This window comes from Streptomyces celluloflavus (assembly GCA_000720995.1).
Taxonomy (GTDB): domain Bacteria; phylum Actinomycetota; class Actinomycetes; order Streptomycetales; family Streptomycetaceae; genus Streptomyces; species Streptomyces celluloflavus.
Window position 1 is genome coordinate 108,036 of record JOEL01000012.1, and the last position, 13,339, is coordinate 121,374.

Below are 13,339 nucleotides of genomic sequence, written 5' to 3' on the forward strand. Positions count from 1 at the left end.
TCCTCCCTCCCGAAGCGGCGCGCGAGCATGAACAGCCCATCCTACGGACCGCCGCCGCACGGCCGGAGCACGGACCGGCCATTCACCACGCGCCGCGCGAGGGGCACCGTCACCGCACTCATCGCGCATGCCGCGCACCGGCCGCCCACCGGTCCGCCCTACCGCGCTTCCTCCGCATAACCATCAAAGGAATCGATTACCTAACCGGCATTTGAAAGGCTGGTGGCGTAGCTCACCTTGGATCGCACACCCATTATCGGCATTACCGCCCATTGTGTCCGTAATCGCACCTTTGGCCAGGTCGCGTCCGACCTGCGATAGTCGGTCGGAGCGACCCCCTTGACCCGGGCCAGTCGTACACGACCTCGCGGGCACACCCCTTCCGCCCGCCGGAGGTCGGCACCGGGGCCCCGTCCGCGCCACCCCGCGGGAGGGCCCCGGCCCCGTTTCCCAGGCCGCGCCGGACGGGCGAGGGGCGCTACCGGTCCGTGACCCGCATCTCGAACCAGGTCGTCTTGCCGCGCGGCAGCAGATCCACGCCCCAGCGGTCGGAGAGCTTGTCGACGAGGAAGAGGCCGCGCCCGCTCGTGTCCATCTCATGGACCGGCATCAGGCACGGCAGCCCGCGGGAGGGATCGCGCACCTCGATACGGATCCAGCCACGGCGGCGGAGCATCCGCAGCCCGAAGGTGCGGGCGCCGGTGTGCCGCACGGCGTTGCCCACCAGCTCCGAGACCAGCAGCACGGCGTGCTCGGTCAGCTGGGGCGAGAGGGACCACTGTTCCAGGAGGACGGAGGCGGTCAGCCGGCGGGCGGTACCGGCCGACTCCGGACGTGAGGGCAGCCGGACCTCGTCGAGAGTCGGATCGCCGACCAGATCGAGCGCCGCGGACACCGGGCCGCCCCGAGTCGGCGTCGTATCCCTGTCCGCTCCGGGGAGTTCCCGGTGTGCAGCGGCCGTGCCGCACCGCGGCCGCGGCCGCTCCATTCCTTCGAGGCCCGCCATGCCCCCCATCATGGCTGCTACCTGCCCCCACGGGAGCGGAACCGACGGAATGCCCGGCCCCGGAGCGGGGGTTCCCGCACCCGCGCGGGACATATGCCAGCGGCGTTTCAGGTTTCCGGTGCACACCGCTGACCTGCGAAAACCTCGCGTGTTCGAATGATCGTCAGGAAGGGCGGACAAGGTTCCCTTAAGGCCCCAATAAGCTTTCCGCAATTCCCCCACACGAGGCATCGCATCCCGGCCAAAACCGCGACCGCGCCGTCAACCCCGGTTTTCTCAGCGGAACTTGGCCTTGCCGGGTCCTTCCTCGACGAAGCTGCGCATGCCCGTCTCCCGGTCCTCGGTCGCGAACAGCCCCGCGAACCAGGTGCGTTCGATGGTCAGACCGGTGTCGAGGTCCGTCTCCAGGCCCGCGTCGACGCACTCCTTGGCGGCCCGCAGCGCCAGCGCCGGACCGGCCGCCAGCCGCGCCGCCCAGGCGTGCGCCTGCGGGTAGACCTCGGCGGCCGGCACCACCCGGTCGACCAGACCGAGGGCGAGCGCCTCCTCGGCCTTCACCTGACGGCCGGTGAAGATCAGGTCCTTGGCCTTGGCGGGACCCACCAGCCGGGCCAGCCGCTGGGTGCCGCCGGCGCCCGGGATCAGACCGAGCAGGATCTCAGGTTGGCCAATTTTGGCGGTGTCGGCGGCGATCCGGAAGTCGGCGCAGAGCGCCAACTCGCAGCCGCCGCCCAGGGCGTAGCCGTTGATCGCGGCGACCACCGGCTTGGGGATCCGGGCGACGGCGGTGAAGGACTCCTGCAGCGCCGAGGAGCGCAGGACCATGGCCGGATGGTCCATGGCCTGCATCTCCTTGATGTCCGCGCCGGCCGCGAACACCTTCTCGCCGCCCCAGATCACGACGGCGCGCACATCGTCGCGGCGGGTGGCCTCCGCGGCCAGCTCGCGCAGCCGGTCCTGGGTGGCGGTGTCCAGTGCGTTCATCGGCGGGCGGTCCAGGCGAATGGTGCCGACGCCCTCGGCAACCTCAAGGTTCACAGTCATGCCGGGAAGGTTAGTACCCGTTAACGCGGCGGGGAGCGGCGCACTCCGGCCGGAGTGCGCCGCTCCCGAACGTCTGCTTGCCCGACCAGTAGTTGCCGTGGATGAAGGTGCCGGACGAGCTGAGCCGCATCGCGTGCGGTACGTCCTTGATGTCGTACTCGCCGCCGAAGCCGACGGTCTCGCCGTTCATCCGCGTCACCGCGTGCTTCTCGCTGATCACCATCTGGCCGTTGTAGGTCTCGGTGCCCGGTGCGCCCGCGCTGATCGGGATGGTCTTGACCGTCCTGCCGTCGCGGACCACGGTCATCATCTTCGACGCGGCGTCCACGGTGCTCACCTGGCTGCGGCCGACGGTGAACGAGACCTCCTTGGTCTGGGTGCCGTAGACACCGGGGCGGCCCTCGACGCCGTTGAGGTCGAGCTTGAGCGTGACCTTGGTGCCGGCGGCCCAGTACTTCTCGGGGCGGAAGTCCAGCCGGTCGTTGCCGAACCAGTGGCCCTCGACCGGCACCGACGGCTCGGCCGTGACCTTGATGGCGCCCTCGACCGCCTTGGGATCCGTGATGCCGCGGGTGAAGCGGATCGAGACCGGCATCCCGACGCCGACCCGCTCGCCGTTCTCCGGGGTGTACTGGCCGATGAAGGTGTTCTTGGGGACGAGGGTGGTGAAGCTGGTGTGCTCGGCGGCCTCCCGGCCCTGGCCGTCCACCGCTATGGCGTCGACGGTGTACGTGGTCGAGGCGCTGAGGTGGCCGTTCGGCTGCCACAGGGTGCCGCCGCCGGCCGTCTTCCCCTCGATCTCGGTGCCCTTGGCGTCCTTGACCTTGACGGACTTGAGCCGGCCCTGCCGGGCGGTGACCTTGAGCGCACCGCTGGTGGCGACGCCGTCCGCGCCGTTCTTGGGCTCTATCACCACGGCGGCCTGCGAGGCGGCGCGGTCGCCCGCCTTGCCGGCCGGCTGCTTCCCGGCGGCGCCGTCACCGCCGCCGCACGCGCTCACCAGCAGCAGCACGGAGCCGAGCGCCAACGCCAACGGACCCCCGCCCCGCCACGGTCTGCGCCGCCGGCGAGCCGGCTCCCCCGATATCGGCTGCACGTTCACTCCTGGCCCCTTTTCCCCTCGCACGGCCCGCACTCCCCCGCGCGCGGACACCTGCGGCCGCGCGCTTGCCGTTAGATAACCACACCGCACTGACACTCAACTCCCCGCCGGGGCGGGCGTTCAGTCCCCGGCGCGTGAAGTGACAGCCGCGCGTGCGGTCGGCAGCCGGAATCGCCCGCGGGCCGACCGGAACCGACCGGTTCCCGCGTCCGGTCCGGCGCATCGGGCCCGGCGCGCCGGGATCAGCCCAGGGCGGTGCCGGCCCGCCACTGCTGCCACGGCATGTTCCAGCCGCCGAGGCCGTTGTCCGGCGCGACCGTGCGTTCCCCGGAGTTGCGCACCTCCACGATGTCGCCGATCAGCGACTGGCCGAAGACCCGGCCGGCCGGGGTGTCCCGGCCGCCGCCCTTGGTGTCGGGCAGGCCGATACAGCCATGGCTGGTGTTGTCGTCTCCGAAGACGTCCGGCTCCGTCCAGTAGTTGCCGTGCAGGAAGGTGCCGGACCGGGTGAGGCGCATCGCGTGCGGTACGTCCGGGATGTTGTACTCACCGACGAAGCCCACGGTCTTCCCGTCCATCCGCGTCACCTTGTGGCGCTCCAGGATCACCATCTTCCCGCTGTAGGTGGGGTTGTCGGTGTCCCCCGCGGTGACCGGCAGCCGCTCCGTCACCCGGCCGGCGCGCCGTACCGTCAGGGTGTGCGCCGCGACATCGACGACGCTGCTCTGGTCCCGGCCGATCCGGAAGTGGACCGTCTTGCGCTGCGTCCCGTAGGCGCCCGGCCCGGCCTTGAGGTTCCGCAGCCGCAGGTCCACCGTGACCTCGGTGCCCGGCCGCCAGGGCTCGCGCGGCCGGAAGTCCAGCCGCCGGGCGCCGAACCAGTGGGCGGCGATCTCGACGCGGGGGTTCGCGGTGACCGTGATGGCCCGCTCCACGGCCGCGCGGTCGGCGATGCGCCGGTTGAACTCCAGCGAGACGATCATGCCGGTGCCGACCGTGGCGTTGTTCTCCGGCTTGAAGAAGCCGATGAAGCGGTGCGGGGGCATGGTGGTGGTGAAGGTGGTGTGCCGGGCCACGCGGCGGCCCTCGCCGTCCACCGCCACCGCGTCGACGGTGTACCTCGTGCCGATGTCGAGCGGGCCGGGTGCCGGCCGCCAGCTCCGCCCGTCCGGCGAGATCCGGCCCGCGACGGGTTCCTGGCCGTCGCCCCCGGTCCGCTTGGCCTCGACCCGCTCCAGCCGCCCGTCCGCCACCCGGACCTCGAACCGCTCCCTGCGCCGCACGCCCTGCGCGCCGTCGTCCGGGGCGACGATGATCTTCTCCTGGGAGCCCAGGACCCCGGCGACCACCTCCGCGATCCCGCAGCCGCCCGCCACCATCCCCACGAGCGCGATGACGAGCACGACGGCCGTACGGGCGCGGCGCGGCGCCGTGTGCGGCGGCCGGGCCGCCGGCCGGGGGCCGGGGCGGTCGTCCGGGCCGCCGTTGAGGCCCGCGCGGGGATGGCCCCGGGGGCGGTCGCCGGGGTGGTCCTGCGGTCGGTCCTGCTCTTGGCCGGTCATGACCGAATTGTGGAGGATGACCCGTTCATTTGATGGTATGTCACGTTTTAACGGGTCCCGGATGGAGCAGTGGACGCCCCGCCCCGGTGGAGCGTGCGGCGACGGCCGGTTGCGGGCAGAACAACGGGGAGGGCGGCGGCGCGCGCCGGGCCGGGACGCCGGGCACCGGCCGCCGCCCGACCGAGCCATGAGCCGCGGGAGGCTGGCACGTGTCGAGCGCACCCGAGCAGGAGGCAGTACAGGACGGACCGGACCGGCGGGACGGGCGGCGCGGACCGGACGGCCACCGGCGGCGCGGCGGACCGGGGCACAGCGGCCCGCCGGCCCCTTCGGCCAGGCCGCCCGCCACCGTCCGCCCCGGTAGTCCGACGCCCCTCGGAGCCCGTTTCCGCATCGGCCCGGACGGTGTCGCGGGCACCAACTTCGCCCTGTGGGCGGGCGGCGCCGAGGCCGTGGAGCTCTGTCTCTTCGACGACGCGGCGCACGAGACGCGCCATCGGCTGACCGAGCTGACGCACGAGATCTGGCACGGCTTCCTGCCCGGTGTGCGCCCCGGGCAGCGCTACGGCTACCGGGTGCACGGCCGCTGGGACCCGTGGACCGGCGCCCGCTGGAATCCGGCGAAGCTGCTCCTGGACCCGTACGCACGGGCCGTGGACGGCGACTTCGGCGCGCGCCCGGAGCAGACGGGCGGCCGGCCCGCGCTCCCGGCAGAGCTGTACGGGCACGTCCGCGACTGGCCGCAGCAGCAGATCGCCGACACGGTGCGCGACGACCGCGACTCGGCGCCATACGTCCCCAAGGGCGTCGTGGTCGGCGACGCCCCCGATGCGGACGGAGCCGACGACGAGTGGCGGGACGACCGCCGGCCCAAGACCCCCTGGCCGGATTCCGTCCTCTACGAACTCCATGTGCGCGGCTTCACGATGCGCCACCCCGGCATCCCGGAGCGGCTGCGCGGCACCTACGCGGGGCTCGCCCACCCCGCCGCGCTGGAGCATCTCACCCGGCTCGGCATCACCGCCGTCGAGCTGCTGCCGATCCACCAGTTCGCGCACGAGGACCACCTGGTGCGCCGGGGGCTGCGCAACTACTGGGGCTACAACTCCATCGGCTACTTCGCGCCACACGCCGGATACGCCGCCACCGGCACCCGCGGTCAGCAGGTCGGCGAGTTCAAGCGGATGGTGCGGGCCCTGCACGACGCCGGTATCGAGGTCATCCTGGACGTGGTCTACAACCACACCGCGGAGGCCGGCGAACGGGGCCCGACGCTCTCCTTACGGGGCATCGACAACCGCGGCCACTACCGCCTCCAGGAGGACCCCCGGCGCTACGCCGACTACACCGGCTGCGGCAACACCCTGCACGTCGTACAGCCCAACGTCCTCCGCCTGATCACCGATTCGCTGCGCTACTGGGTGACCGACATGGGCGTGGACGGCTTCCGCTTCGACCTCGCGGCGGCGCTGGCCCGGTCCCTGCACGACGTCGACATGCTCTCCCCGTTCCTCGCCGTCATCGCCCAGGACCCGGTGCTGCGCCGCGTCAAACTGATCGCCGAACCCTGGGACGTCGGCGCCGGCGGCTACCAGGTCGGCGCCTTCCCGCCCCTGTGGACGGAGTGGAACGACCGCTACCGCGACACGGTCCGCGACTTCTGGCGCGGCGCCCAGCGCGACGTACGCGACCTGGGCTACCGCCTCTCGGGATCGAGCGATCTGTACGCGTGGGGCGGCCGCCGCCCGTACGCGTCGGTCAACTTCATCACCGCCCACGACGGCTTCACCCTCCGCGACCTGGTCTCCTACGAGCACAAACGGAACGCGGACAACGGTGAGGGCAACCGGGACGGCACCGACGACAACCGGGCCTGGAACTGCGGCGCCGAGGGCGAGACCGACGATCCGGCCGTCACCGCCCTGCGCCGCCGCCAGTTGCGCAACCTCCTCACCACCCTCCTGCTGTCCACCGGCGTCCCGATGCTGGTCGCCGGCGACGAGATGGGCCGCACCCAGCACGGCAACAACAACGCCTACTGCCAGGACAACGCCACCAGTTGGCTCGACTGGTCGCTCCTCGACGATCCGCGGTGGCGGCCGCTGGCCGGCCTCACCGCCCGCCTGATCGCGCTGCGCCGCGCCCACCCCGTGCTCCGCCGCCGCGCCTTCTTCTCCGGCCGCCCGCAGGGGCAGGGCGGGCTGCGCGACCTGGCGTGGTTCACCGCCGCCGGCACGGAGATGACCGAGCAGGACTGGTACGCCCCCGGGGCCACGCTGGGCATGTACCTCTCCGGCAACGACATCCCCCAGCGCGACGCCCGGGGCGCCCGCATCGTCGACGACAGCTTCCTGGCCGTCCTGCATGCCGGTGCCCTGCCCCGTAGCGTCACCCTGCCCGCTCCGCCCTGGGCCCGGGAGTACGAACTCGTCGTGGACACCGCGCGGGAGGAGCAGCCGGGACCGGTGGGTCCGAGGTCTCCGGCGGGGGGTGCGATCACCGTCGCGGGGCGGTCGGTGCAGCTGTTCCGGGCCGTGCCCGGCTGACCCGGATCGCGCCAACGCCGGGGCGGGCGGCAGGGGTTACGGTACCCGTCCATCCCGGGAGAAGTACCAGGTCAGAAGCGTGCGGGCACCGCGGCGCGGTGGTGCGGGCGCCGAAATCGCGTGGGCATTGTCAGTGGCGCGCCGTACGCTCGCGGGTGATGACAGAGACCGCGCGGACCGCCCCGCAGACCGACCTGACCGACCCGACCGGCCCGACCGACCTGACCGGGGTGCCGCCGCGGCACTCCGCGGTGCGCTCGCTGCTGCGGCTGTGGCCGTTCCTCCGGCCGGTGCGGGCGCGCTTCTTCACGGCCGCGTTCGTGGCGGTCGTCGCGTCCTGTATCGGGCTGGTCATCCCACTGGTGCTCAAGTGGCTGGTGGACGGCCCGGTGACGGCGCGCGATCCGGGCGGGGTGTGGCTGGGCGGCGGGTATCTGCTGCTGCTCGGCATCGCGGAGGCGGTGCTGTTCGGGATACGCCGCTGGCTGGTGGCGCGGCCACTGGCCGGGGTCGAGGCGGCGATGCGCGAGGCGCTGTACCGCCGGGTCCAGCGGCTGCCGGTCGCCTTCCACGACCGCTGGGCGTCCGGACAGCTGCTGTCGCGCGCCACCACGGATCTCCAGCTGCTGCGCATGTTCTTCACCTTCCCGCTGACGTTCCTGCTGGTCAACGGCGTGACGGTGCTGGTGGGTTGTGCGTTCCTGCTGGTCCAGCACTGGTCCCTGGGGCTGGTCCTGCTGGTACCGGTGCTGCCACTGATGGTGATGTGCTCGGTCTTCGAGGCGAAGTACGCGGTCGCGACGCGCCGGGCCCAGGACCAGCTCGGCGATCTGACGACAGTGGTCGAGGAGTCGGTGCTCGGCATCCGGATCGTCAAGGGCTTCGGGCGGCACCGCAGCCAGGCCCGCGCCTTCCGGAAGCTGACCCACGAGGTGCGGACGACCGAACTGCGCAAGGCCCGGCTGCTGGCCTCGATCTGGTGCGTGGTCACCCTGCTGCCGGAGATCGCGATCGCCGCGGCCCTGGTACTCGGCACGGTCCAGGTGGCCGACGGCCAACTGTCCGCGGGCACCCTCGTCGCGTTCCTGTCGACCGCGCTCGCACTGCGCTGGCCGGTCGAATCGATCGGCTTCCTGCTGGCCATGAGCAACGAGGCGGCGACGGCCGCCGACCGGTACTTCGAGGTGCTGGACGAGCGGACGGCCGAGGAGACGGCGGAGAAGGCAGCGGCGAAAGGGGCGGCCGGGTCGGCGGGGCCGTCACGCGGCGGCGCTCCGGCCGGCCGCACGGACGGTGCCGGTGCACGGTCCGTCACCACCGGCGGCGCCGCCCACGGCGCTGCCGCTGCCGACCCCCCTGATGACGCCTCTGGTGCGGACAGTGCCCCTCACCCCGGCGACCACGCGGGCGGCGACGCCGACGACAGCCCCGGCCGGGACCGCGGCGGGATGCTCTTCGAAGGCGTCGAGTTCCGCTACCCCGACACCCCGCCGGACGCCCCGCCAACGCTCCGGAGCATCGATCTGCATATCCGGCCCGGCGAGACGATGGCGCTGGTCGGGGCGACCGGCAGCGGGAAGACCACGCTGACCGCGCTGGTGCCGCGGCTGTACGACCCCACCGCCGGCCGGATCGTCCTCGACGGCCGGGACCTCACGACGCTCACGCGTGACGAGGTGCGGACGCTGGTCGCGGTCGCCTTCGAGGAGCCGACCCTGTTCTCCGCCACCGCCGCCGAGAACGTCCTGATGGGCGGCGACGATCTCCAGGAGGCCGATCTGCTGCGGGCGCTGGCGGTGGCCCAGGCCGAGGGGTTCGTCCTAGCTCTGCCCGAGGGCGCCGACACCCAGGTGGGCGAGCAGGGCATGAGCCTGTCCGGCGGGCAGCGGCAGCGGCTCGCGCTGGCCCGTGCCGTGGCCGGCCGGCCGCGCTTCCTGATCCTCGACGATCCGCTCTCCGCCCTCGACGTCCACACCGAGGCGCTGGTGGAGGCGGCCCTGCGCCAGGTCCTGGCCACCACCACCGCCCTGGTCGTCGCCCACCGGCCGTCCACGGTCCTGCTCGCCGACCGGGTGGCGCTGCTCTCCGACGGCCGGATCACGGCCGTCGGCACCCATCACGAACTGCTGCGGGACAACCCCGAGTACGCCACGCTGATGTCCGGCGAACCGGACCGGAGCGACGATCCGGAGCGCCCGGCCACGGACCGGGACGGCCCGCGCCCCGATGCCGGGAGCGACGCACACGGTCCAGTCCACGGCGATCCGGACCACAGCGATCACGACCACGGCGATCCGGGTCGCGGCGACCATCACGACCATGGCGATCCGGATCGCGGCGATCCAGGTCCTGCCGACCCCGGCCCTACCGCCCCTGGTCCTGCCGACCCCGGCCGCACCGATACAGGCCCTGCCGATGCGGGCCGTACAGACCCCGCCCGTACCGATCCGGACCACTGTCGGACGAGCCGACGCGAGGGGGAGAGCGTCCGATGACGACGACCACGACCGGTCTGCCGGCCGATGACCACGAGGACCGCACCCCGCCCGCGGTCCCGCCCTCCCCCACCGGCGGGTCCCGCACCCCCACCGCACCCGGCACCCCCGCCGCGTCCCGCACCTCCGACGCGTTCGAGCAGGACCTGCTGCCCACACCCAAGGGCGCCTCGCGCTCCCTGTTGCGGGCGTTGCTGGCGCCGCACTCCCGCCGGGTCGGCGTGGCGGCCGCCGTACTGCTGGTCCAGCAGGCCGCGGTGCAGGCCAGTCCGCTGCTCGTCGCGTACGCCATCGACCGCGGGGTACCCGCGCTGCGGGCGGACGACTACGGTCCGCTGATCGCCGTGGCGGTGGTGGCCGGGCTCTGCGCCGCGGTGTCCGGCGCGTTGCAGTTCGCCTTCATCCAGGTCGCGGCCCGGGTCAGCCAGGACGTCCTGCTCGATCTGCGCGGCCGGATCTTCCGCCATGCGCAGACCCTCAGCCTGGACTTCCATGAGCGCTATACGTCCGGCCGGCTGATATCCCGGGCCACCACGGACGTCGAGTCGCTGCGCGAACTCCTCGACGAGGGACTGCAGGAACTGATCACGGTCATCCTCTCGGCCATCTACATCACCGTGACCCTGATCTGGCTGGACTGGGGCTTCGGCGCCGCGGCGGTCGTCTCCGCCGGACCGCTCTACGTCCTCATCCGCTCCTACCAGCGCCGGTCGCAGCGCCTGTACAGCACGAAGTCGACGGCCATCGCCGCCGTCATCGTGAAGTTCGGCGAGACGCTCAACGGCATCCGCCCGGTGCAGGCGTTCCGCCGCGAGCGGCCGAACGACGCCGCGTTCGCCGGACTCAACCGCCACCACGAGCGGGTCAACGGCGACACGATCCTGGAGATGGCGCGGTATGTCGTCTCCTCCCGGCTGGTGGCCAATACCGCGGTCGCGGCGATCGTCCTGTGGGGCGCGTACCGCGTCGCCTCCGGCGGACTCGCGCTCGGTGTACTGGCCGCCTCGGTGCTCTATCTGCGCCGCCTGTACGACCCGATCGACCGGCTGGGGATGTTCCTCAACTCCTATCAGGCGGCGGCCGCTTCACTGGAGAAGATCGCCGGGCTGCTCGCCCAGCGGCCCACCGTCCCGGAGCCCGCCGAACCGGTCGCGCTGCCGGCCGTGGCCGCCGCCCGGCCCGGCCGCGAGGTCGCCTTCCACGGCGTCCGGTTCGCCTACCGCACCGGCGGCGAGGTGCTGCCGCGCTTCGATCTGACCCTAGCGGCCGGCACCACCGTCGCCGTGGTGGGCGCCACCGGCGCGGGCAAGTCCACCATCGCCAAACTGCTGGCCCGCTTCTACGACCCCACCGAGGGCCGGGTCCTCCTCGACGGTGTCGATCTGCGCGAGCTGTCCACCGCCGAACTGCGCCGCGGCGTGGTGATGGTCACCCAGGAGGCGTTCCTGTTCTCCGGCACGGTCGCCGAGAACATCGCCATCGGCCGTCCGGACGCCACCCGCGAGGAGATCGAGCGCGCCGCGCGGGCGATCGGTGCCCATGACTTCATCACCGGCCTGCCGGACGGCTACGACACCGACGTCCGCAAGCGCGGTGGCCGGATATCCGCCGGTCAGCGGCAGTTGGTCGGCTTCGCGCGGGCGCTGCTCGCCGACCCGGCCGTCCTCATACTGGACGAGGCGACCAGCTCACTGGACATCCCCGGCGAACGGGCGGTGCAGCGCGCCATGACCACCGTGCTGCGCGGCCGTACCGCCGTGGTGATCGCCCACCGGCTGTCGACGGTGGAGATCGCCGACCGGGTCCTGGTCATGTCCGGGGGCCGGATAGTCGAGGACGGCCCGCCGGCCGAACTGATCACCGCCCGCGGCCGCTTCGCCGACCTGCACCAGGCGTGGCGCGAGAGCGTGGGGTGAGAGCGTGGGGTGAGAGCGTGGGGTGAGAAGGGGGCCGGGATCCGCGGTTTCGTGAGCGATTCCGCGTGATCACGAGCACCGTCCGGGCAAACCCCGCTGCTCACGAGCCGCGGTTGCGTGGGGCGGTGGTCAGTTGTCGCCCTTCGACGCGGCGTTCACCCGGCCCTGGCCACCTGGTACCGGCTGGACCGGCGCAGGAGTGCGTTCGGCGGCGCGGCTGACGATGGCCGTCTCGACGTGGCTGATGCCCAGGCCGACCAGGTCGCGGGAGGGAAAGCGGGAGAGGAAGCCGTAGAGGCCGTCGTGGCGGAGACCGCCTTCCTGGAGATGCATCTGGATCCCCTCGGCCCCAGGTGAGGCGGGATCACCCGCTCGACCGGCCTGCCCGACGGCTCGAACGGCAAGTCCGCTGCCGGGGCGGCGGCCGGCACTTGGGGTGACCGCCGAGGAATCCCGGCGGGGCGTTCCGCTCACGGTCCGCCACCCCATGCGGTGCTCCTCGCGCGCGGATTCCGACAGCGTCAACTACCTCGGCAGGCTCGGATCGCTGTGCGGTGCTCCTCGCTCGCGGATGTCGGCGTTCTCGCAGGAACCCGTGCGCACGAAGCCGCGGTCCCTACAGGGGCGAAAGCGTGGGGTTCCGGGATCCCCGCCCCGTACCGTCCCCGTCATGTCGGTACGGAGCGGGCGACGGTGCCTTGGGCGGCGTCTTCGCCCGCTCCGTTCGGTCGGCTCGTCGTTCGGATCAGAGGTCCAGGACGAGCCGCGGGGACAGGGCCCGGGATACGCAGGCGTACATACGGCCCGCGGGGGCGCCGATGTCGTCCCGGTGTTCGGGTTCGCCGGCGACGACGGTGAGTTCGCAGCTGCCGCAGACGCCTTCGCGGCACCCGGATGCCACGGGATGCCCGGCGTGGATCAGGGCCTCCAGCAGCGATTCGTCGGCGGGGACCTGGATCGTCTGCGCCGACCGGGCGCACACCGCCTCGAACGGTGTGTCGGGGGCGAACGACCGGACCGCGGGGTGGAATCGCTCCGTGTGCAGCCGTTCGGCGGGGAAAGCGGCCTGTGCCGCGGCGAGCATGGACGCGGGGCCGCAGCAGTAGACCACGGTGGCGGGGTCCAGTGTGGACGCCAGGTCGGCGAGGTCCGGTCTGCCCTGCTGCCGGGTGGCGACGATCCGTACCCGATCGCCGTGGGAGGAGCGCAGTTCGTCCGCGAAGGGCATGGTCGCGAGCGTCTGTCCGACGTAGACGAGTGAGGCCGGGATCTCCGCCGCGACCGCTGCCCGCAGCATCGGCAGGATCGGGGTGATGCCGATCCCGCCGGCGAGGAAGAGATACCGCGGCGCGGGTGCGAGCGGGAAGTGATTGCGGGGCAGCGACACATCGAGGGTGCGGCCCCGGCGCAGGAACCGGTGGAGGTATTCCGACCCGCCCCGGCTGAGCGGCTCGTACCGTGCCGCGATGCGGTAGCACTCCCTGTCCGCCGGGTCTCCGCACAGCGAGTACTGCCGGGTCAGCCAGTTCGGCAGGGCCAGGTCGATATGGGCTCCCGGCTCCCAGGGCGCCAGCGGGCCGGTGGCGCCCCGCAGGGTGAGGGAGACGACGTCCTCGGCGACGCGGTCGATCCGCTCGACGATGGTCTGTTGCATCGGTGATTCGCCTT

At 72.6% G+C, this 13,339-nt stretch carries 9 protein-coding genes; 3 read left to right on the top strand and 6 right to left on the bottom strand.

The genetic code is table 11. From position 1 onward, the window contains the following. Positions 1-478: 478 nt before the first annotated feature. The 4 genes from IH09_RS13080 to IH09_RS13095 form a co-directional block, all read right to left on the bottom strand. Positions 479-1,006, bottom strand: a complete 528-nt coding sequence (locus IH09_RS13080; protein ID WP_381534784.1) for an ATP-binding protein — start codon at positions 1,004-1,006, stop codon at positions 479-481. A gap of 276 nt (positions 1,007-1,282) precedes the next feature. Beyond that, positions 1,283-2,050, bottom strand: a complete 768-nt coding sequence (locus IH09_RS13085; RefSeq protein ID WP_052856370.1) for an enoyl-CoA hydratase/isomerase family protein — start codon at positions 2,048-2,050, stop codon at positions 1,283-1,285. A 10-nt stretch (positions 2,051-2,060) separates the two neighbouring features. Beyond that, positions 2,061-3,152, bottom strand: a complete 1,092-nt coding sequence (locus tag IH09_RS13090) for an Ig-like domain-containing protein (RefSeq protein ID WP_110952260.1) — start codon at positions 3,150-3,152, stop codon at positions 2,061-2,063. A gap of 242 nt (positions 3,153-3,394) precedes the next feature. Further along, the gene (locus tag IH09_RS13095; protein ID WP_094791804.1) at positions 3,395-4,714 is read right to left on the bottom strand and encodes a L,D-transpeptidase; all 1,320 of its coding nucleotides are present in this window, start codon (positions 4,712-4,714) and stop codon (positions 3,395-3,397) included. Positions 4,715-4,923: 209 nt separating this feature from the next. Here IH09_RS13095 and glgX point away from each other — a divergent pair, with 209 nt between their 5' ends. From glgX to IH09_RS13110, 3 genes are all read left to right on the top strand, one after another. Then, positions 4,924-7,260 carry a glycogen debranching protein GlgX gene (glgX, locus tag IH09_RS13100; protein ID WP_052856371.1) on the top strand — a complete coding sequence of 779 codons (2,337 nt, stop codon included), beginning with the start codon at positions 4,924-4,926 and terminating at the stop codon, positions 7,258-7,260. A gap of 158 nt (positions 7,261-7,418) precedes the next feature. Next, positions 7,419-9,755, top strand: coding sequence for an ABC transporter ATP-binding protein (locus IH09_RS13105; protein ID WP_240150747.1), 2,337 nt, complete (start codon positions 7,419-7,421; stop codon positions 9,753-9,755). Beyond that, a complete protein-coding gene (locus tag IH09_RS13110; RefSeq protein WP_052856372.1) occupies positions 9,752-11,671 on the top strand; it encodes an ABC transporter ATP-binding protein in 1,920 nt (639 codons plus the stop codon). The genes IH09_RS13105 and IH09_RS13110 overlap by 4 nt, the downstream gene beginning before the upstream one ends. Positions 11,672-11,800: 129 nt before the next feature. On the opposite strand, the gene IH09_RS13115 is transcribed toward IH09_RS13110, so the two are convergent. Then, positions 11,801-12,004, bottom strand: coding sequence for a hypothetical protein (locus tag IH09_RS13115; RefSeq protein WP_052856373.1), 204 nt, complete (start codon positions 12,002-12,004; stop codon positions 11,801-11,803). Between the two features lie 412 nt (positions 12,005-12,416). Further along, entirely contained in the window at positions 12,417-13,325 is a 909-nt protein-coding gene (locus IH09_RS13120) for a PDR/VanB family oxidoreductase (protein ID WP_052856374.1), read from the bottom strand. Positions 13,326-13,339: the final 14 nt, after the last annotated feature.

What these genes read in the sequence shown, in the direction of transcription:
- IH09_RS13080 (WP_381534784.1), bottom strand. Translation starts at nt 1,006, where the DNA reads ATGGCGGGCCTCGAAGGAATGGAGCGGCCGCGGCCGCGGTGCGGCACG.
- IH09_RS13085 (WP_052856370.1), bottom strand. Translation starts at nt 2,050, where the DNA reads ATGACTGTGAACCTTGAGGTTGCCGAGGGCGTCGGCACCATTCGCCTG.
- IH09_RS13095 (WP_094791804.1), bottom strand. Translation starts at nt 4,714, where the DNA reads ATGACCGGCCAAGAGCAGGACCGACCGCAGGACCACCCCGGCGACCGC.
- IH09_RS13105 (WP_240150747.1), top strand. Translation starts at nt 7,419, where the DNA reads ATGACAGAGACCGCGCGGACCGCCCCGCAGACCGACCTGACCGACCCG.
- IH09_RS13110 (WP_052856372.1), top strand. Translation starts at nt 9,752, where the DNA reads ATGACGACGACCACGACCGGTCTGCCGGCCGATGACCACGAGGACCGC.
- IH09_RS13115 (WP_052856373.1), bottom strand. Translation starts at nt 12,004, where the DNA reads ATGCATCTCCAGGAAGGCGGTCTCCGCCACGACGGCCTCTACGGCTTC.
- IH09_RS13120 (WP_052856374.1), bottom strand. Translation starts at nt 13,325, where the DNA reads ATGCAACAGACCATCGTCGAGCGGATCGACCGCGTCGCCGAGGACGTC.